Source organism: Enterobacter sp. JBIWA003 (genome assembly GCF_019968825.1).
In the GTDB taxonomy this organism is placed as follows: domain Bacteria; phylum Pseudomonadota; class Gammaproteobacteria; order Enterobacterales; family Enterobacteriaceae; genus Enterobacter; species Enterobacter quasiroggenkampii.
Map to the genome: position 1 here is coordinate 2100364 of NZ_CP074170.1, position 20311 is coordinate 2120674.

General features: G+C 56.2%; 21 protein-coding genes. 7 read left to right on the forward strand and 14 right to left on the reverse strand.

The features are described from left to right. Window positions 1–49 precede the first annotated feature (49 nt). Complete coding sequence (gene sodC / locus KGP25_RS10065; RefSeq protein ID WP_223540357.1) at window positions 50–568, forward strand: superoxide dismutase [Cu-Zn] SodC; 519 nt, start codon at window positions 50–52, stop codon at window positions 566–568. Here sodC and KGP25_RS10070 read toward each other — a convergent pair. The 3 genes from KGP25_RS10070 to KGP25_RS10080 are packed head-to-tail and all read right to left on the reverse strand — an operon-like array spanning window position 547 to window position 3679. Beyond that, window positions 547–2580 (reverse strand): FUSC family protein, encoded by a 2034-nt coding sequence (locus KGP25_RS10070; RefSeq protein ID WP_048222777.1) that lies wholly within the window; start codon window positions 2578–2580, stop codon window positions 547–549. The genes sodC and KGP25_RS10070 overlap by 22 nt on opposite strands. Continuing rightward, window positions 2580–3440 carry an HlyD family secretion protein gene (locus KGP25_RS10075; protein ID WP_048030737.1) on the reverse strand — a complete coding sequence of 287 codons (861 nt, stop codon included), beginning with the start codon at window positions 3438–3440 and terminating at the stop codon, window positions 2580–2582. The genes KGP25_RS10070 and KGP25_RS10075 overlap by 1 nt, the downstream gene beginning before the upstream one ends. Before the next feature lie 2 nt (window positions 3441–3442). Next, entirely contained in the window at window positions 3443–3679 is a 237-nt protein-coding gene (locus KGP25_RS10080) for a DUF1656 domain-containing protein (RefSeq protein ID WP_024909360.1), read from the reverse strand. Between the two features lie 186 nt (window positions 3680–3865). Here KGP25_RS10080 and slyA point away from each other — a divergent pair, with 186 nt between their 5' ends. Then, window positions 3866–4306 carry a transcriptional regulator SlyA gene (slyA, locus tag KGP25_RS10085; RefSeq protein WP_021241135.1) on the forward strand — a complete coding sequence of 147 codons (441 nt, stop codon included), beginning with the start codon at window positions 3866–3868 and terminating at the stop codon, window positions 4304–4306. 35 nt (window positions 4307–4341) lie between these two features. Here the strand turns inward: slyA and KGP25_RS10090 are convergent, their stop codons facing one another. Then, entirely contained in the window at window positions 4342–5703 is a 1362-nt protein-coding gene (locus KGP25_RS10090) for a GGDEF domain-containing protein (RefSeq protein ID WP_223540358.1), read from the reverse strand. A gap of 196 nt (window positions 5704–5899) precedes the next feature. Continuing rightward, complete coding sequence (gene slyB / locus KGP25_RS10095; RefSeq protein ID WP_008500578.1) at window positions 5900–6367, reverse strand: outer membrane lipoprotein SlyB; 468 nt, start codon at window positions 6365–6367, stop codon at window positions 5900–5902. Between the two features lie 255 nt (window positions 6368–6622). On the opposite strand from slyB, the gene anmK reads away from it, so the two are divergent. The 5 genes from anmK to pdxY all read left to right on the forward strand — a co-directional run bounded on the left by anmK (window position 6623) and on the right by pdxY (window position 11205). Then, window positions 6623–7747 (forward strand): anhydro-N-acetylmuramic acid kinase, encoded by a 1125-nt coding sequence (gene anmK / locus KGP25_RS10100; RefSeq protein ID WP_045910332.1) that lies wholly within the window; start codon window positions 6623–6625, stop codon window positions 7745–7747. Window positions 7748–7840: 93 nt separating this feature from the next. Beyond that, window positions 7841–8164, forward strand: coding sequence for a C-type lysozyme inhibitor (gene mliC / locus KGP25_RS10105; RefSeq protein WP_223540359.1), 324 nt, complete (start codon window positions 7841–7843; stop codon window positions 8162–8164). Window positions 8165–8221: 57 nt separating this feature from the next. Beyond that, complete coding sequence (gene pdxH, locus KGP25_RS10110; RefSeq protein WP_008500575.1) at window positions 8222–8878, forward strand: pyridoxamine 5'-phosphate oxidase; 657 nt, start codon at window positions 8222–8224, stop codon at window positions 8876–8878. Between the two features lie 125 nt (window positions 8879–9003). Further along, window positions 9004–10278, forward strand: coding sequence for a tyrosine--tRNA ligase (gene tyrS / locus KGP25_RS10115; protein ID WP_048030733.1), 1275 nt, complete (start codon window positions 9004–9006; stop codon window positions 10276–10278). A gap of 66 nt (window positions 10279–10344) precedes the next feature. Then, a complete protein-coding gene (gene pdxY / locus KGP25_RS10120) occupies window positions 10345–11205 on the forward strand; it encodes a pyridoxal kinase PdxY (RefSeq protein WP_063621462.1) in 861 nt (286 codons plus the stop codon). A 90-nt stretch (window positions 11206–11295) separates the two neighbouring features. Here pdxY and gstA read toward each other — a convergent pair whose 3' ends face one another. From gstA to rsxA, 9 genes are all read right to left on the reverse strand, one after another. Beyond that, complete coding sequence (gene gstA / locus KGP25_RS10125) at window positions 11296–11901, reverse strand: glutathione transferase GstA (protein ID WP_008500572.1); 606 nt, start codon at window positions 11899–11901, stop codon at window positions 11296–11298. Between the two features lie 105 nt (window positions 11902–12006). After that, a complete protein-coding gene (gene dtpA / locus KGP25_RS10130; RefSeq protein WP_045910333.1) occupies window positions 12007–13515 on the reverse strand; it encodes a dipeptide/tripeptide permease DtpA in 1509 nt (502 codons plus the stop codon). Between the two features lie 591 nt (window positions 13516–14106). Beyond that, complete coding sequence (gene nth / locus KGP25_RS10135) at window positions 14107–14742, reverse strand: endonuclease III (RefSeq protein WP_008500570.1); 636 nt, start codon at window positions 14740–14742, stop codon at window positions 14107–14109. Next, window positions 14739–15425: an electron transport complex subunit RsxE gene (locus KGP25_RS10140; protein WP_008500569.1), complete on the reverse strand. Its 687-nt coding sequence runs from the start codon at window positions 15423–15425 to the stop codon at window positions 14739–14741. The genes nth and KGP25_RS10140 overlap by 4 nt, the downstream gene beginning before the upstream one ends. A 2-nt stretch (window positions 15426–15427) precedes the next feature. Continuing rightward, a complete protein-coding gene (gene rsxG, locus KGP25_RS10145; RefSeq protein ID WP_045261492.1) occupies window positions 15428–16048 on the reverse strand; it encodes an electron transport complex subunit RsxG in 621 nt (206 codons plus the stop codon). A 10-nt stretch (window positions 16049–16058) separates the two neighbouring features. Then, window positions 16059–17111 (reverse strand): electron transport complex subunit RsxD, encoded by a 1053-nt coding sequence (gene rsxD / locus KGP25_RS10150; RefSeq protein ID WP_024909350.1) that lies wholly within the window; start codon window positions 17109–17111, stop codon window positions 16059–16061. After that, on the reverse strand, window positions 17112–19133 hold the full coding sequence (rsxC, locus tag KGP25_RS10155) for an electron transport complex subunit RsxC (RefSeq protein ID WP_196346195.1): 2022 nt from the start codon (window positions 19131–19133) through the stop codon (window positions 17112–17114). It lies immediately after the preceding gene. Then, window positions 19126–19704, reverse strand: a complete 579-nt coding sequence (gene rsxB, locus KGP25_RS10160; RefSeq protein ID WP_048222798.1) for an electron transport complex subunit RsxB — start codon at window positions 19702–19704, stop codon at window positions 19126–19128. The genes rsxC and rsxB overlap by 8 nt, the downstream gene beginning before the upstream one ends. Next, entirely contained in the window at window positions 19704–20285 is a 582-nt protein-coding gene (gene rsxA, locus KGP25_RS10165; RefSeq protein WP_008500564.1) for an electron transport complex subunit RsxA, read from the reverse strand. Before rsxA ends, rsxB begins: the two co-directional genes overlap by 1 nt. Window positions 20286–20311: the final 26 nt, after the last annotated feature.

Below are 20311 nucleotides of genomic sequence, written 5' to 3' on the forward strand. Positions count from 1 at the left end.
TTGCCCCTGGTATACACTTAAGGGGCAAAAAATAACCAGCGGAGGTCATATGAAGCGTTTTGCTCTGGCAATGGTCGCGCTGGTTGTTTGCGCAGGGGCGCAGGCAGCCAGCGACGAAGTGGAAATGAATCTCGTCACCTCTCAGGGTGTGGGTCAGTCCATCGGTACGGTGAAAATCACGGAAACCGACAAAGGGCTGGAGTTCGCTCCCAACCTCAAAGCACTCCCTCCCGGTGAGCATGGTTTCCATGTTCACGCCAAAGGAAGCTGTCAGCCCGCATTAAAAGAGGGTAAAGCGTCAGCGGCGGAAGCGGCAGGGGGGCATCTGGATCCCCAGCATACCGGCAAGCATGAGGGCCCGGATGGAATGGGACACCTGGGCGGTCTGCCCGTGCTGGTGGTCAATAACGACGGTAAAGCCACCGATCCCGTTGTCGCGCCGCGTCTGAAAAAGCTGGATGAGGTAAAAGGTAAAGCGCTAATGATTCATGTCGGCGGCGACAATATGTCCGATCAGCCTAAACCGCTTGGCGGCGGCGGGGCGCGTTATGCCTGCGGCGTGATCTGATCCCCAATGGTACCAGGCGGTGGTGCTTGCTCCAGCTGTGACAGCGAGCAGTGCAGCCGCCAGATTATCGAGGCCAAATCACGGGCGGCGGGGAGATGATGTCGTGCAAGCGTATCGCAGATCCGCTGCAGTTCATTCAGCGTGGTTGCCAGCGGTCGCTGCTGGACACCGCGTTCGCTCATCACATCGCGAAGCAGAGAGATGCACACATCGCGAACCTGCGACAGCGGGTCGGAACGTGTTTCCCACCCGCGAAGCTGCCAGACCACATGCGAACAGTTCAACAGCACCACGCCCCAGCGCAGCAGCCAGCGCCGGGAAAGCGCGTCCTGGCTGTTATTGAGCTGGCTCACGTGATGATAAACCAGCGATTCATACTCGTTTTCACGAAGATGCGGTTTACGGCTGAGCTGGTCCACAAATCCCCGGCGTAACTCCCGGATATGCCTGCGGCTTTTGCGGGCATCGGAGCCGGGGCGCAACACCGCGAAAGCCAGCCACGCCAGCCCCACGCCAAGGATTTTCGCCAGATTGTCATTAAGAAAATCGGCGTAATCATAAACCGGCGGATTGGTCACGGAGATAAACGAGCCCATAAAGACAATCAGTTGCCCCCACAGGCCCGCCTGTTTTGGCATTTGCAGCTTGAGTAGCTGCATGGTGGTCAACAGCGGAAACAGAAACAGCAGGAACTGCCACAGATCGCTTATCTGCACCATCAGGCCAAACTTCACCACAAAACTGAACAAAGACAGCAGCACCAGGGTGCGTAGCAGGAGCGTCAGCGAGTTGAACGGCGAGGCCGCGACGGAGTAAAGCACGCAGCTGATGGCAGCAAGCGTCAGGGCCGCCGTACCGGACTCCCACTGCGTGGTGATGCTCCACGCCCCCACCAGCATCAGCGCGCAGAAGGTGCGAAAACCGCTCCACAGCGCTTCCAGGTAGTCGGTATGGCGGGCGAGAGCCGGACTCCCGGGCACGTTGAACTCCGTGACCGGCGTGGCATTCTCAACCGCGTTAATCCAGCGGCTGCTGCGCAGGTAGAGTCGGCAAAAGTAATTCAGACGCTGCCAGAAGGCGCGATGGCGATAGTCGTACTCATCAACCGGGGCGAGCGGGGCGATGATCTTCGCAACGGTGTAGATGTCCGCATCCGGGCGCGCAAGAGCCGCGAGCAGCGTTTCGATGACGGCACGGGTGTTTTCCGGCGGCGTCGGCCAGTTGAGCAGCATTCTGCGCAGGCTGGAGATGGCGCTGGTCATACGCAGCTGCTGGTGCAATAAATAATTAAGCAGGGTGTTCTGACGCCGAAAGCGATAGTGGCTCCAGAACGCCTGAATACGCAACAGATTCATCGTCAGGATCTGTCCGATCACCTTTTCATGCGCGAGGCGGATCTCATCGCTGGTATCCGGTTGCCACAGCAGGCTCGCGTGCTCAAGCAGCCGGGTATGCATGGTCTTGAGGGCGGTGATAAGCGCGGTGCCGTCGGAGGTGCTGGGGAGGATCATCATCATGAAGCCACCGCTGAGGATCCCGACAATGACTTCACAGACGCGCGCCTGCGCGATATCCCACAGTTCGGTGGTGTCGAGCACGTTCACCACCGGGAAGGCGATAATGGCGGCGGTATAGCCCGCCAGCTGGAAAGCGTAGGCGACGTTATTGGTAAAATGGGCGCAGGCCCAGGTACAGCACCCCAGCCACGCCGCCATGCTCAGCAGGAACATCCACGGATCGTTCAGCGTATGGCCGGCAATAATTAACGCCGCCGTGGCCCCCAACAGGCTGCCGGCGATGCGCCCAAGGCTCTTACTGATCACCCCGCCGACCGTAGGAAAACTCACCACCGCGGCAGAGGTCATCGCCCAGTAGGGTTCATCCAGGTTCAGGTAATAGGCGACGGTCAGCGCCAGACACATGGCAATGCCGTTACGCAGCGCGTAGCGCCACTGAGGGCGCGTCGCTTTGATCCACGGCGTGTTTTGCCAGGAGAGTGCCGGCAGCTTCATCACCGGTTTCCGATGGAGACAGTACAGGTGGTGCCGGAGACCAGCGTGATGTCCTGCGGTAAATGGTCAAACTCCACGCGAACCGGCACGCGCTGAGCGAGACGCACCCAGGGCACGTTCGGCTTGATGTCCGGCACCAGGCCGGAATCCGTTTCGACGCTTTGATCATAAATAGCGCGGCCAATGCTGGATACGTGACCCTGTAACTTCTGCGAGCCACTGTAAAGCGTAATGGCGGCGGGCGATCCCTCGCGAATATGGCGAAGCTTGGTCTCTTCAAAATAGCCCACCACGTAGAAGGAGTGGCTGTCGACGAGGGCAAAAACGGGTTGTCCCGTGGTGGCATAATTCCCCACGCGAGCGGAAAGGTTGGTGACCCACCCGTCAACCGGCGCGGTAATCACCGTTTGGGTCAGCTCCCACTGGGCCTGCTTCAGCGTGGCTTCGGCCACGTTGACGTTCGCCTGCATGGCCTTCACGTTGATGTTGGCAGTGTCTAAATCTTCCGCTGAGATGTAATTTTGCGATAGATGCCGGCGGCGGTTGGCCTCGTTATTCGCTTTCGCTAAGTCTGACTGGGCTTTCGCCAGCTGCGCCTCGGCGTTCAGAATCGCGATGTGGTACGGGGTATCGTCGATCCGGAAGAGTACCTCACCCTTTTTAACGTACTGGTTATCCTTAACGAGCAGCGTCGTGATGCTTCCCGACACCTGCGGGGTGATGCTGACCTGTTCAGCGCGAATTTTGCCGTCACGGGTCCAGGGGGACTGCATATAAAAATTCCACATCCACCAGCCTGCAACCAGCGCGAGGGCGAGAACAAAGAGGGTGGAAAAGTACTTCAGCGTTTTCAGAGGCATAGTCACCACACCATCAAGACAGCAAGGCCCAGACATACGGAGAGGGCAAACAGGGAAAGATCCATCAGCATGGGATGCCAGATTTCGCCGGAGTACATCCAGTCGCGAAGCAGACGATGCGCGATGAGCCAGAGAATAAAGCCCACCAGCACGGCTTTAAACAGGGGAGGAAAGTAGACTGACGCACCGAAGATCAGATCCTGAAGGGGTAACCCCTCTGAGCGATGAAAAAACGTCACGGGCAGAAATCCTTTGCAGTGAACAGAATGCCGCGTTGGCTTGTCTTAGTATGATGAAGCATCACAATTCAGTGTAAGTCATACTTTTAAGTTCGATGAATGCAGTATTGCATTTGTTTTGGCAATACAAATGCTGCACACTATTCTAAAATCAGTATAATAACTTAGCAAGCTAATTATAAGGAGATGAAATTGGAATCGCCATTAGGTTCTGATCTGGCAAGGTTGGTACGCGTCTGGCGTGCTCTGATTGACCATCGCCTGAAACCTCTGGAATTAACACAGACGCATTGGGTCACGCTGCACAACATTCATCAACTGCCGCCCGATCAGTCACAAATTCAGCTGGCAAAAGCGATAGGCATTGAGCAACCGTCGCTGGTGCGCACGCTTGATCAGCTGGAAGAGAAGGGGTTGATCTCCCGACAAACCTGCGCCAGCGATCGTCGTGCTAAGCGGATTAAACTCACTGAGAAAGCGGCGCCTATCATCACCGAAATGGAAGCCGTCATCACCAAAACGCGCGGTGAAATCCTCTCAGGCGTTTCACCGGCGGAGCTGGAAATGCTCATCAGCCTCATTGCTCGCCTTGAGCAAAATATCCATGAGCTGCAGTCTCGCGACTGATAAACACGAAGGCCTTGCACCAGCAAGGCCTTTTTTTACTTAAAGACGACCACACGATTACGACCCGTCTCTTTCGCTTCATACATCGCCTTGTCGGCACTTTCCACGCACGCTTCTGCAGTTATCGTTGATGACGTTGCCGTAAACACCCCCATACTGATGGTGATGGGCTCCGGCAACTGACCGCCGCTGCTGGTTTTATCAAAGCTGCTTAGCTTCAGACGTATGCGCTCGGCCACCTGGTACGCGGAGTCTGACGACGTGTTGGCCAGCATCAGCACAAACTCCTCGCCGCCGATACGGGCCGCGATGTCCTGCGGGCGCACGGAATCCATCAGCAGGTTGGCGACAAACTGCAGGACTTTATCGCCCTGAAGATGCCCGTAGGTGTCGTTAATGCGCTTGAAGCGATCGAGATCGCTGACAATGACGGAAACGGGGCGGTTGGGTCTGGCGATATCCAGCGCCTGGTTTAACGATTCATAAAAATAGCTGCGGTTATAAAGGCGCGTGAGCGGATCGCGAATCGAGTTCTGATAGGACTGCTGATATTTTACGTGCGAGTCGCGATACAGTCTGAAGACATCGTAAAGCAGAACAAAAATAATCAGCAGCGTGGCGACAGTTTCAAATAACCGGGCGCGGTACCAGGAGATATCTTCGGCATGTCCACCCGCTAACAGCATTGAAAGCGTAACGATATAGCAAACGCACAGAAAATTTCCGCCTACCCAGAATAAATTGCGCACGCGCGTGACAAACATCAGCGCTACTAATGTTATCACCCAGAAAACAATTAAAGAGATATTAATGCAATGGCTCCAGAGGACCATAAACTGCCGGGTTTCATTATCAACCAGGTCAATCGATAACAAGGGCGAGTGGCTGGAATATATCCAGGCCAGTCCCACTGCACAGGCGGTAAAAAGAGATGCCCCGCTCACAATTGAGATATGCGCCAGCCGTGAAAGAGGGTAATTGCGCATGGGATAGAGTATTGCCGCCACGATGAACAGCACCGCCATTAAAAAGTGGCGGAACATATAGTAAATCATCGCATCGTTGTAGTTCACGACGTTGAACTGATAGAGATCCAGCCAGGCGGGGAAGCTGGTCAGCGTTCCGACCATCAGCAATGCGGATCCGGCAAAGGCAAAGGCGATGGCGACCAGATACAGTCGTCTTTTGTCACACCCGTATTTCATCGCCATAAAACAGGCAATAAACAGGTGAAACACCAGAAGAAAAATGGTGAGCGTAGGGAATAAAAGCGGTGAAAAGGACGGAACCCATTCAACGAGTTTTAAAAACAGCGCGTGTAATATCCCGATAACAACAAGGCAACCGAGACAGAACGCGATATAACGGCTCGGTAGAGCACGACGATTCGCAAGCATAGGATTTTTACAAATTATAATGAATAAAGAGAAGGTGATTGCGAAGAGTCTAATCAATTAATGCAGTAAATACTTTGCGCAGAAACAATATAAGGAGTGATTAATAATGGATGGGGTGAATGAATTTTGTAATTATATTTGTGAGAGTGATATATATTGTAAATGGATGTGGCCCGAAGACCACATCCACTTTTAATTAACGTGGAGAAACGGTCACCTGGCTTCCGTTGCTCGCCAGTACAACGCGCTGGCCTGCAGAGAAGCGGGTGCTGCCCTGTTTCTGAACAACCATGATTGTGCTGCCGTCGTCTTTACGAATTTCCAGCTCTACACCCTGAGTTTTGTTCATCGCACCCTGAACGCCCTGGCCGGCTACGCCACCCGCAACGGCACCTGCGGCTGTCGCCAGAGAGCGTCCCGTACCACCGCCGACGGTATTACCCAGGAAACCACCCAGAACGGCACCGCCGATTGCGCCCATCACGTTGTTTTCATCACCCCCCTGAATCTGTACAGGGCGTGCGTTAACAACGGTACCGTAAGTCACGTTCTGAACCTGTTTCGCTTCAGAAGCGCTGTAAACGTCGCCAGAAAGTGAACTGTCATTCACACAGCCAGCCAGAGTTAAACCAATCAGCGAAACGCCCAGTACACGTAAAATCATTTGAATCTCCTGTTCACCAAAAACGCCCGATTGGGGGCATCCGTTATGGCTAAATTATATGGCATAAGGAGCCATAGTTCATATCTTTGCACTAACAATAGGAAAATTGTACTTGAATTTGACTTAACGAGACATAAACAGGATCCGCCCGCGCTACCCGTCTGACATTGTTAAAAAATATTATTGCCGGATGGCAAAGCGACGCCGTTTATGGTTGAGTGGATATCCTTAGCCCACGCAACGTAAGGAAAGCGCATGAAATCGGGTCGCTACATTGGTGTGATGTCAGGCACCAGTCTGGATGGGGTAGATGTCGTTCTGGCCGCCATTGATGAAAACATGGTGGCACAGCAGGCGAGCCTGACCTGGCCAATCCCCATTTCACTGAAAGAGGATATTCTCAGTATCTGTCAGGGGCAGCAGCTGACCCTCTCCCAGCTTGGACAGCTGGATGTCCGCCTCGGGGCGCTGTTTGCGGATGCGGTGCAGGCTTTGATGCAAAAAGAACATCTTCGCCCGCAGGATGTGGTCGCCATCGGGTGTCACGGACAAACGGTCTGGCATGAGCCCATCGGAGAGGCCCCGCATACTCTGCAAATCGGCGATAACAACCAGATTGTGGCGAAGACGGGCGTCACGGTGGTCGGCGATTTCCGTCGTCGCGATATTGCCCTTGGCGGACAGGGCGCACCGCTGGTGCCCGCGTTTCATCAGGCGCTGCTGGCGCACCCTTCAGAACGGCGTATGGTGCTCAACATTGGTGGGATCGCCAATCTGTCGATGCTTATCCCCGGGCAGCCGGTCCGCGGCTACGATACCGGCCCGGGCAATATGTTAATGGATGCCTGGATCTGGCGACAGTGCGGTCAACCGTACGATAAAAACGCGGAGTGGGCGAGCGAGGGTAAGGTGATTATCCCGCTGTTGCAGTCCATGCTGAGCGATCCTTATTTTGCCTTACCGGCACCGAAAAGCACGGGGCGTGAATACTTCAACTTTGGCTGGCTTGAGCGCCAGCTGGCGTCATTCCCGGCGCTCGCGCCGCAGGATGTTCAGGCGACGCTTGCCGAGCTCACGGCCGTGTCGATTTCCGAACAGGTGCTCCTCAGTGGCGGATGTGAACGCCTGCTGGTGTGCGGCGGGGGAAGCCGTAACCCGCTGGTGATGGCGCGTCTTGCCGGGCTGCTGCCGGGCACCGAAGTGTCGACGACCGACGAGGCCGGCATCAGCGGTGATGATATGGAGGCGCTGGCCTTCGCCTGGCTTGCCTGGCGCACCATTGCCGGGCTGCCGGGCAACTTACCGTCGGTAACCGGCGCGCGCGAGGCGAGCGTCCTTGGGGCGATTTTCCCGGCAAATCCGCGTCATAATCAGAGTTAACTGAAATTCAGCGCGGCGCGTCGTCGTTAAAATGGAACGAAACAGGGGGGCAGCCATGCCCTCCAGGACCAGGAAAGTCTTCGGAATACGCCCATGAAAAAACTTCTTCTTATTGCCGCCCCTTTTTTGCTGTCAGGATGCAGCGTCTACAACCAGCTCCTTGAGCGCATGCAGACCGATACGCTTGAGTATCGCTGCGACGAAAAACCGCTGACCGTGAAGCTGAACAATCCACGCCAGGAAGCCAGTTTTGTTTATGACAATAAACTGCTGACGCTGAAGCAGGGCATTTCAGCCTCAGGCGCGCGTTACACCGACGGTATCTATGTCTTCTGGTCGAAAGGCGACAGCGCCACGGTCTACAAACGTGACCGTATTGTGCTGAACAAGTGCCAGCTCGAAAATCCGAAGCGTTGAGATTTTTACAGGGGCGGCGCACAATAGCGCCACCCACTCTCAATGTCAGCTAACGCCATGTCAGATAACGACGAACTGCAGCAAATTGCGCATCTGCGCCGTGAATACACCAAAGGCGGCCTGCGTCGCCAGGATCTTCCCGCTGAACCCCTCGTGCTTTTTGAACGCTGGCTGAAACAGGCCTGCGAAGCGAAACTGGCCGACCCCACGGCCATGGTCGTCGCGACGGTGGATGAAAACGGTCAACCGTATCAGCGCATCGTATTGCTCAAGCATTATGACGAGAAAGGACTGGTGTTCTACACCAACCTCGGCAGCCGCAAAGCACACCATCTGGAAAACAATCCGCGTATCAGCCTGCTGTTCCCCTGGCACATGCTGGAACGTCAGGTCATGGTCACCGGCAAAGCGGAACGTCTCTCGACGCTGGAAGTGGTGAAGTATTTCCACAGCCGCCCGCGTGACAGCCAGATTGGTGCCTGGGTATCAAAACAGTCCAGCCGCATTTCCGCCCGCGGCGTGCTGGAAAGTAAATTCCTCGAGCTGAAGCAGAAGTTCCAGCAGGGTGAAATCCCGCTGCCGAGCTTCTGGGGTGGTTTCCGCATCCCGATTGAGCAAATCGAGTTCTGGCAGGGGGGCGAACATCGCCTGCACGACCGCTTTTTATACCAGCGCGAGAATGGCGGCTGGAAAATCGACAGACTGGCGCCGTAATCCCCGAAATTTGTTGATTTAAGCGCTAGCGCACACCGCGCTTGCGCTTTATTCTATGGTCCTTTCGCATCAGGCGAAAAGTCGTGTACCGGCAAAGGTGCAGTCGTTTATACATGGAGAATTTGATGGCAAGCAGTAACTTGATTAAACAATTGCAAGAGCGGGGCCTCGTGGCCCAGGTGACGGACGAGGAAGCGTTAGCAGAGCGACTGGCGCAAGGCCCGATCGCGCTCTATTGCGGCTTCGATCCCACCGCTGACAGCTTGCATTTGGGGCATCTTGTTCCATTGTTATGCCTGAAACGCTTCCAGATGGCGGGCCATAAGCCTGTTGCCCTGGTGGGCGGCGCGACCGGTCTGATTGGTGACCCAAGCTTCAAAGCCGCTGAGCGTAAACTGAACACCGAAGATACCGTGCAGGAGTGGGTCGATAAGATCCGCAAACAGGTTGCACCGTTCCTCGACTTCAACTGTGGCGATAACGCCGCGATTGCCGCGAACAACTACGACTGGTTTGGCAGCATGAACGTGCTGACCTTCCTGCGTGACATCGGCAAGCACTTCTCTGTTAACCAGATGATTAACAAAGAGGCCGTGAAGCAGCGTCTGAACCGTGACGACCAGGGTATCTCCTTTACCGAGTTCTCCTACAACCTGCTGCAGGGGTATGACTTTGCCTGCCTGAACAAACTGCACGGTGTTTCCCTGCAGATTGGCGGTTCTGACCAGTGGGGTAACATCACTTCCGGTATCGACCTGACCCGTCGCCTGCACCAGAATCAGGTGTTTGGTCTGACCGTTCCGCTGATTACCAAAGCAGACGGTACCAAATTTGGTAAAACCGAAGGCGGCGCGGTATGGCTTGATCCGAAGAAAACCAGCCCGTACAAATTCTACCAGTTCTGGATCAACACGGCGGACGCCGATGTTTACCGCTTCCTGAAGTTCTTCACCTTTATGGACATTGAAGCCATCAACGCGCTGGAAGAAGAAGACAAGAACAGCGGTAAAGCGCCGCGCGCGCAGTACGTGCTGGCGGATGAAGTGACCAAACTGGTTCACGGTGAAGAAGGTCTGGCCGCGGCAAAACGCATTACCGCTAGCCTGTTTAACGGCACCCTGAGCGACCTGAGCGAAGCGGACTTCGAACAACTGGCGCAGGACGGCGTGCCAATGGTTGAGATGGAGAAAGGGGCTGACCTGATGCAGGCGCTGGTGGATTCTGAACTCCAGCCTTCCCGCGGTCAGGCGCGTAAAACCATCGCGTCCAATGCCATCACCATCAACGGTGAAAAGCAGGCCGACCCGGAATACACCTTCGTTGACGGCGACCGTCTGTATGGCCGCTACACCCTGCTGCGTCGCGGTAAGAAAAACTACTGCCTTGTCTGCTGGAAATAAGTCACAGTCTCCAGGGGCGTGGGAAACCACGCCCCTTTTGTTTTTTCAGGGTTGGGTAAGCATAAAATGAAGAACATCCTCGCCATTCAGTCCCACGTTGTTTTTGGACATGCTGGCAACAGCGCAGCGGAATTCCCGATGCGCCGCCTCGGCGCCAACGTCTGGCCCCTCAATACCGTTCAGTTTTCCAACCACACGCAGTACGGCAAATGGACCGGCTGCGTAATGCCGCCTTCACACCTCACCGAGGTGGTGCAGGGCATTGCCGATATCGGCCAGCTCAAGCGCTGTGACGCCGTACTGAGCGGTTATCTTGGTTCCGCGGAGCAGGGGGAGCATATTCTCGGCATCGTACGGCAGGTGAAGGCCGCTAACCCGTCGGCAAAATATTTCTGCGACCCCGTCATGGGCCATCCGGAGAAAGGCTGCATCGTGGCGCCGGGTGTAGCGGAGTTCCACGTCCGCCACGCGCTGCCCGCCAGCGATATCATTGCGCCAAACCTGGTTGAACTGGAAATTCTCTGCGAGCATCCGGTTAACAGCGTAGAAGAGGCCGTAAGCGCGTCACGCGAGCTGATCGCGCAGGGGCCTGAGGTTGTGCTGGTAAAACACCTCGCGCGCGCAGGGCTAAGTCAGGATCGCTTTGAGATGCTGCTGGTGACGAAAGAGGATGCCTGGCACATCAGCCGTCCGCTGGTGGATTTTGGCCTGCGCCAGCCGGTGGGCGTGGGGGATGTGACCAGCGGCCTGCTGCTGGTCAAATTACTGCAAGGGGCAACGCTGCGCGATGCGCTGGAGCATGTTACTGCGGCAGTGTACGAAATTATGACGGCGACGAAAGAGATGCAGGAATATGAGCTGCAGGTGGTCGCAGCACAGGATCGAATCGCGAAGCCGGAGCACTATTTCAGCGCAACCCAGCTTTAAACACCGCCCGGCGGCGCTGCGCTTGCACGGGCCTACGGAATTCGTAGGCCGGGTAAGCGTCAGCGCCACCCGGCAACACAGTCTGCTCGGTTAATTCAACCCTTCCGCTTTCAGCGCCGCAGCCACTGCAGGACGCTCTGCCACACGCTTCATATACGATGCAATGTGGTCTAACCCTTCCAGATTCAGCTTAACCGCGCGCGCCCAGCGCAGCACGGTGAACAGGTACGCATCGGCAATCGTGAAGCGCGACCCGCCAATCCACTGCTCGTCTTTCAGCGATTCGTTAACGTACTGCAGCTTTTTCTCCAGCAGGGCGCGCAGGGTAGGTTTAAACTCTTCCGGCGTATCCGGGCGGAACAGGGGGGTAAAGCCTTTGTGCAGCTCGGTGGCAATGTAGTTCAGCCACTCCAGCGTTTTATAGCGAGAAATGGTGCTGACCGGGGCCAGCAGCTGGCGATCGGGCACGCTATCGGCCAGGAACTGCATAATCGCCACGCCTTCGGTCAGCAGAGTACCGTCATCCAGCAGGAGCGCCGGAACTTGTCCTTTCGGGTTAATGGCAAGAAAATCATCGCCGTTTTCCAGACGTTTTTTCATCAGATCAACGCCATCCAGCGTGAAATCTTTGCCGCTCTCGCGCAGGGTGATATGGGAAGCAAGAGAGCACGCGCCCGGTTTGTAGAACAGTTTCATCGGTAACTCCTTTTCGCTGAGGTTTCAGCTATGTTAGTGCGCAAACGGATAAAAAAAAAGCCGCTAATAGATTAGCGGCTTCTGGTCAGTCGTTTCTCACGGATATCACGCGGTAGCGGTTTTGGTCGCCTTAGCGGTCTTGTCGTCGTCCTGAGTCATTCGATTCAGTTTCGGTGCAGTCAGCAGCATCAGAGCGGCAATAACGGCAGTCGCGATACCAATCTGCATGAACACGGTACCGTAGACGTTCAGAGAAACCAGTGGGTCAGTGACGTTTTCCGGTACGGCCATCAGGTTCGCAATCTTGCCTGCGATAATGGCTGCACCCGCAGTCGTCAGGAACCAGCTACCCATAATGAAGCCCATCAGACGCTGTGGCACCAGCTGTGCAACCATCGCCAGACCCAGACCAGAGATCATCAGTTCGCCGATAGACTGCAGCGCGTAGCTCAGGATCAGCCAGTTAACGGATACGATACCGGCGTCGGTAGCAAATTTGGTACCCAGCGGCAGCACCAGGAACGCGCCGGAGCACAGCACCATACCGATAGCGAACTTGTGCGGCATTGGCAGACGGTCGCCCATTTTGTTGTAGATCGCGGCCAGAATCGGGCTACCAATCATGATCCAGAACGGGTTCAGCGCCTGATACTGCTCCGGTTCGAACGCAATACCCAGGATGGAGTGCTCAACGTTACGAATGGCGAAGAAGTTCAGAGAGGTTGGCATCTGGCTGTACAGTACGAAGAAGATAATCGCTTCCAGCATCAGAATGAACGCCACGATCATCTTACGACGGGCAGCACCCTGCATGGCGAATGCTTCTTTCGCAAAGATGACCACGATACCCAGCGCGACCACGCCCAGAACGGCACGTGCGATGCCCTGGTTGTGCAGCAGCCAGGTGGCGATCGCCGCCAGGGCAACAACGCCCACAATGGTCGCCAGCAGTTTGCCCATATGCACAGGCTCGAAGTCCGGTTTTGAACCGTAGTTTTTAACCCAGCTGCGGCAGAACAGGAAGTTCACCACGGTGATCAGCATACCGACGAAGCTCAGCGCAAACGCCACGCTCCAGCCGAATTTTGCTGCAAGCCATGGGGTGGCCAGCATTGAGAAGAACGAACCGATGTTGATGGACATGTAGTACATGGTAAATGCACCGTCCAGACGCGGATCGTCTTTGCTGTAGCAGGTAGAGAGCAGGGAGGACGGGTTCGCTTTGAACAGACCGTTACCGACGGCAATCGTCGCCATACCCATATACACGACAGCGGCATCGTGCCCTGACCATGCAACCAGACCATAGCCAATTGCCAGGACAATGGCGCCCAGCATGATGACACGTTTAGTGCCGAGGACTTTATCGCCCAGCCAGCCGCCAATCGCGACCAGACCGTACACCAGAGCACTGAAGGAGGAGAACAGCGTGATGGAATCGGCTTCGGACATACCCAGCTGTTTCACCAGGTAAACTGCCATGATCCCTTGCAGGCCGTAATAACCAAAACGCTCCCATAACTCGATAGAGAAGATGAGATAGAACGCTTTTGGTTGTTTAAAAGCGTTAAGACTCACGCTTTCATCTGTTGGTTTATTGTTTGCAGTAGACACATATACCTCTTTTTTTACATCCCATATTAACGGGGGTGTTCATAGCGTGATGGCCGTAGTCCATACGCCTTATAGTTATATTGGGAGGAGAAACGGCGGGTAATGTTCACTATCCTGCCCCATCTGGCAATACGTTTGTAATAATCTGTTACATATATCTGGGGTGGTATAATCGTCGGTTCATACAAATGTTATTCAGCGTTAAATTTTATACGATGTGTAAAGGTAGTTTTTTCGACTGGCAGAGACCCGTCAGGACCGGTGTTTGGCGATATGTTCTGCTATTTGCCGTCTCTGGCAGTGATATAGCCCAAATTCTGAAAAATAGCTGGTCTTATCGTCGGTAAAAAAAGAAGAGTGTCTTGTCAGACAAAGGCTTTAGCTCGATTTTGACAACAAAAAAACAACATGAAGTTATCAGGGTGATCGCGATCACAGATGTATAGAAATTTTCGGCTATGAAAAAAGTATTAACCTGTTTGAGCGTTAAAGCACCGAACAAGTGACAGCCTGGGGGAGACGAAAGGCGAACAAATAACGGCCAAAAGAAGCGCGCACCATCACCCTTCTTTTGGTGTGGGCTTGTGTGGCTCAGGGATACACTTTTTCTTTGTATTCGCAGAGATCTTCAATAATGCAGGAGCCGCAGCGAGGCTTACGGGCAATACACGTGTAACGACCGTGCAGAATCAGCCAGTGATGGCAATCAACCTTAAATTCCGCCGGAACCACTTTGAGCAGCTTCTCTTCGACCTGCTCGACATTTTTTCCCGGCGCAAAGTTGGTCCGGTTAGACACGCGAAATATATGCGTATCGACGGCGATAGTGGGCCAGCCAAACGCGGTATTGAGCACCACGTTCGCGGTTTTACGACCTACGCCCGGTAAGGCTTCCAGCGCAGCACGGTCTTCCGGCACTTCGCCTCCGTGCTGTTCCAGCAGGATCCGGCAGGTCTTAATGACGTTCTCGGCTTTGCTGTTAAACAGGCCGATGGTTTTGATATACGACTTCACGCCTTCCACGCCCAGCTCCAGCATGGCCTTCGGCGTATTGGCGACCGGATAGAGCAGGGCGGTGGCTTTATTGACGCTCACGTCGGTCGCCTGTGCAGAGAGCAACACCGCGATCAGCAGCTCAAACGGGGAGGTAAAATTCAGCTCCGTCGTCGGGTGCGGGTTCTCGTCCCGCAGACGGGTCAGGATCGCAATGCGCTTTTCTTTATTCATGAGGCCTTCTCGGGTGTCCCTTCCAGAACGCTGCGCTCAGCCGCGCGGCGCTTACGTTTCTCATCAATCAGGTATTTTATCGCCAGCATCATTCCAAGGCCAATAAACGCACCGGGCGGCAGCATCGCCAGCAGGAATGGCGTATCGGTGTGGAACACTTCAATGCGCAGCGCTTTGGCCCAGCCGCCCAGCAGCGCATCTGCGCCGTCAAACAGCGTACCGTTGCCGAGGATTTCACGCAGGGATCCCAGCACGAACATGGCGCACGTGGCGCCCATGCCAATGGAAAATCCATCCAGCGCCGACATGGCCGGACTGTTTTTCACCGCGAAGGCTTCCGCACGCCCGACCACGATACAGTTGGTGACGATAAGGGGAATGAAGATCCCGAGCGACTGGTACAGACCGAACGCGTAGGCGTTAATCAGCATCTGAACAATACTGACTACCGACGCAATGATCATGACGTAAATCGGAATACGAATTTCCGACGGCGTCCAGCGGCGCAGGGCAGAGATGGAGAGGTTGGTCAGGGTCAATACCAGCGTGGTTGCCAGACCCAGACCGAGCGCGTTGGTGGCGGTGGATGTCACCGCCAGCAGTGGGCACATGCCCAGAAGCTGAACCAGCGCGGAGTTGTTTTTCCACAACCCCTGGACAATGACCTCTTTAACCTGGCTCATGATTACTCCTCACAGGCCGGAAGATTGTTGATTTGCGCGGGCAGCGTTTCAGCATACAGCCCGGCTCGTTTTACGGCATTCACCACCGCACGTGGGGTGATGGTCGCACCGGTGAATTGGTCAAACTCGCCGCCATCTTTCTTCACCGCAAACGCGGTGTCATCTTCACCATGGATCACTTTACCGGCAAAGTGCAAAATCCAGTCGCTCAGACGGGTTTCAATTTTATCGCCAAGACCCGGCGTTTCATGGTGTTCCGTCACGCGGGTGCCCAGTATGGTGCCGGAGAAATCGCTGCCCACAAGCAGCTGAATGGCACCGGAATAGCCGTCAGGCGCCGTCGCTTCCATCACTGCGCCGACCGGTTTATCTCCTTTGCGGGCAATGAAGAGGCGGTGCGGGCCTTTCCCAAGCTGCGGCGCGTCTACCACAAAGCAGCTTTTTTGCAGGTCGTTATCGTAGAAGTCGGACGGGATCACCTGATCGAACAGCGCCTTTTGCTGCTTCGAGGCCTGCTCTTCGATGGTCGTTTTGGTCAGCGCGTTAACCAGCGCCGTTAGCCCTGTCAGGACCGCGGCGAAGACAGCCAGCGTGACGCCGTGTTTTTGCATCGTTTTTAACATGGCGAAACCCTTAGCGATGACCGTACACGCGTGGACGCGTGTAATAGTCGATGAGCGGAACGGTTATATTGGCGAGCAGGACGGCAAAAGCCACGCCGTCCGGGTAGCCGCCGAAGCTGCGAATGAGCCAGACCAGCAGGCCTGCCAGCGCGCCGAAGATCAGGCGTCCGCGGTTAGTCGTTGAGGCCGTTACCGGATCCGTCAGGATAAAGAAGGCACCCAACATGGTCGCGCCGGAGAGCAGGTGCATCTGCGGGCTGGCCAGTGATTCAGGAGAGAATACCCAGCCCAGCGTGGCGCAGACCGCCAGCGTCACGAGGAAGCTGACCGGAATATGCCAGCGGATGGCTTTCTGCTGCAGCAGGAACAGGCCACCCAGCAGATACGCCAGGTTGACCCACTGCCAGCCGGCACCCGCCAGCACGCCGCTGTAGATCGCCGATTTCATGATCTGCTCGACGCTGTGCCCGGCATGCAGGGACGTTTTAAAGGTATCAAGCGGCGTTGCCTGGCTGATACCGTCCACGCCCATACGCAGCGCGTTCATATCGGCACCGAGTGCCGTATGGCCGGTAAAGATCACGTGCAGAGCATCCATGAAGCCCGGAACCGTGGCCGCAATCTCGTGCGGTGGCAGCCAGCTGGTCATCTGTACCGGGAAGGAGATCAGCAGCACCACGTAGCCAATCATCGCCGGGTTAAACGGGTTATGGCCCAGTCCACCATACAGCTGTTTGGCAATGATCACCGCAAACACGGTGCCGAGGATCACCATCCACCACGGGGCAAACGGCGGGATACTGATAGCCAGCAGCAGGCCGGTCAGCAACGCGGAGTTATCGGCAAGAATGCGGGAGACCGCTGCCTTGCGCAGCTTAAGCACAAGCGCTTCCGCCGCCAGGGCGCTGGCGCAGCCCAGGATTATCTGGAACAGGGTTCCCCAGCCGAAAAACCAGCACTGAACGGCAATGCCCGGCAGCGCCGCCAGGCAGACCAGCATCATGATGCGCGATGTCTGGCGCTGATTGTGGGTGTAAGGGGAGCTTGCGATTCTGAAAACCATTTAATCCTCGTTAACTGCTTGCTGTGCGGCTTTCTTTGCCTGAACGCGCGCAATGGCGGCGGCGACGGCGGCTTTGCGCGGGTCATCGTTGGCGGCCTGCGGTTGTTCATCCTGCTGCGCCGCTTTGCGCGCTTTAGCGCGGGCAATCGCCGCTTCGACGGCGGCTTTACGCGGGTCGACCGGCGCTTCGGGTTCTGCGGTTTGCGTCTGCTGTGCCGCCTTGCGCGCTTTGGCACGGGCAATCGCCGCCTCAACGGCCGCTTTGCGAGGGTCGACAGCGTCCTGCTCGACCACCACATTCTGCTCACCGGCTTTGCGTGCTTTGGCGCGGGCTATTGCCGCTTCAACGGCGGCTTTGCGTGGGTCAACCTCAGCATCCGCCTGGGTCGTTTGCGCTTTTTCTGCCTGACGGGCGCGGGCCTGAGCTTTACGCGCTTCACGCGCAGCAATCGCTTCGCTGTTGTCCGGCTTCTCGCCGGCCGGGATCACCACGGGCTGCGCCGCAGTGGCTTTTTTCTCGCGAACGCGCGCCAGTGCGGCGTTAATCGCATCCTGATCTTTCTCGCCAGGCTGAACGGCGGCCTGCTTATGGCGCTCCTGACGGGCAATTTTTTCGCGTTCCAGTCGCGCCTGACGTGCTTCAAAGCGCGCTTTGGCTTCTGCTGCGCGTTTTTCTTCCATGGAAATGGCATAAATTTCCGCCTTCTCCTGGCGGAAATACTGCACCAGAGGAATGTTGCTAGGGCAGACCCAGGCGCAGGCGCCGCATTCGATACAGTCGGCCAGGTTATGGGCTTTCGCCTTGTCGTGCAGTTGGCCTTTGCTGTACCAGTACAGCTGCTGCGGAAGCAAATCCGCCGGGCAGGCGTCGGCACAGGCGCTGCAGCGAATACAGCCTTTTTCTTCCTGCTCTTCACCCATCTCGGTCGGGGAAGGGGCGAGCAGGCAGTTGGTGATTTTGACCACCGGCACATCGAGCCACGGCAGGGTAAAGCCCATCAAGGGGCCGCCCATGATCACCATCTGGTCGCTTGACGGGCAAAACTCAGCCTGCTCCAGCAGGTGACGCACCGGCGTACCCAGACGCGCCCAGACGTTGCCCGGACGAGAGACTGCTTCCCCGGTCAGCGTTACCACGCGCTCGGTCAGCGGCTCGCCGTCGATTACCGCGCGCTTCACGGCGTATGCGGTCCCGACGTTCTGCATCAGCACGCCAATATCCGAAGAGCGTCCGCCGTGCGGAACCTGCTTACCGGTGAGAATTTGCGTCAGCTGTTTAGCACCACCAGAGGGGTACTTGGTCGGGATAACGCGCAGGCTAATATCGTGACTGCCCGCCAGCACGGCGCGCAGCATAGAGATAGCCTGCGGTTTATTGTCTTCGATACCGATCAGCACTTCCCGCGGCTGCAGAATGTGCGCGAGGATGCGGATGCCTTCCACCACCTGGGCGGCGCAGTCCTGCATCAGACGATCGTCGGCGGTGATGTACGGTTCGCATTCGGCGGCGTTGATAATCAGCGTCTGAATATTATCGCCACCGCCGCGCAGTTTGACGCCGGTCGGGAAGCCTGCGCCGCCGAGGCCGGCAACGCCGAACTGATGAATGCGCTCGATGAGCGCTTCGCGGCTATGGGAGCGGTAGTCGCTCCAGCCGTCACGGTCGATCCAGCGGTCTTCGCCGTCGGCTTCAATCATCACGCTCAGCTCTGAGAGCGCTGACGGATGGGCCACCGTATGGGGTGCGATGGCGACCACCTTACCGGAAGTGGGGGCGTGCACCGGCAGCATACGTCCGCGACCAAAGGTCAGCGGCTGACCGCGAAGTACGGTATCGCCTTCTTTCACGCACAGCTCACCCTCCGCGCCGATGTGCTGCTTGAGCGGTATAACGAAACGGGTCGCCAGCGGAATTTGACGCAGCGGCGTGCCGTTAGACTGGGTTTTCATCTCCGGTGGGTGAATACCCCCGTCAAAGTCCCAAATCTTCTCTTTTCTGAAAGCAGAAAATAACTTAAGCATGTTGTTCCACAGGAATATTGCGAACCGGAATGGTTTGAAGATCCCACTTCCAGCTTTCGGTAGTCGTTTCAACCGGGCGCAGCTCGATACATTGCGTCGGGCAGGGTGCTACGCAGAGGTTACAGCCGGTGCACAGGTCCGCCACCACGGTGTGCATGGCGCGCGTTGCGCCAACAATGGCGTCGACCGGGCAGGCCTGAATACATTTGGTGCAGCCGATGCAGTTCGCTTCGTCGATCACGGCCAGCGCGCGGACCGGCTCCTGCACATCCGCATCGCCGTCAACAGGCTGCGGATCAACGTTAAGCAGGGCCGCAATTTTCAACATCACCGCTTCGCCACCAGGCGCACAGCGGTTAATTTTTTCACCCTGAACCCCTACCGCTTCGGCATAGGGGCGGCAGCCCGGGTAGCCACACTGCCCGCACTGGCTTTGCGGCAGAAGCTCATCAATTTTCTCTACAACGGGATCGTCCTCTACCGCGAAACGGCGGGAGGCGTAACCCAGGATAAGGCCAAACACCAACCCCAGGACGCTGATAGAGGCGATGGCAATCCAGATAGCACTCATTACAACTTCACCAGACCACTAAAGCCCATAAAGGCCAGAGACATTAAACCGGCGGTCACCAGCGCAATCGCGTTACCGCGGAAGGGCGCAGGAATATCCGCTGCTGCCAGGCGCTCGCGAATAGAGGCAAACAGCACCATGACCAGCGAGAAACCGACGGCCGCAGAAAAACCATACAGCGCCGACTGCATAAAGTTATGGCCAAGGTTGATGTTTAGCAGCGCCACGCCGAGAACGGCGCAGTTGGTGGTGATCAGCGGCAGGAAGATACCCAGCAGGCGATAGAGCGCCGGGCTGGTTTTGCGCACCACCATTTCGGTAAATTGCACCACCACCGCGATAACCAGGATAAAGGCCAGCGTACGGAGATAGGTTAACCCCAGCGGAATGAGGATCCAGGTATCAATCCACCACGCGCAGATGGACGCCAGCGTCATGACGAAGGTCGTCGCCAGCCCCATGCCCATTGCCGTTTCCAGCTTTTTGGAAACACCCATAAACGGACACAGGCCAAGGAACTTCACCAGAACGAAGTTGTTAACCAGCACGGTGCCGACAAAGAGCAGTAAGTAATCGGTCATTATTTAGCCTGAAATAAAAAAGCCGC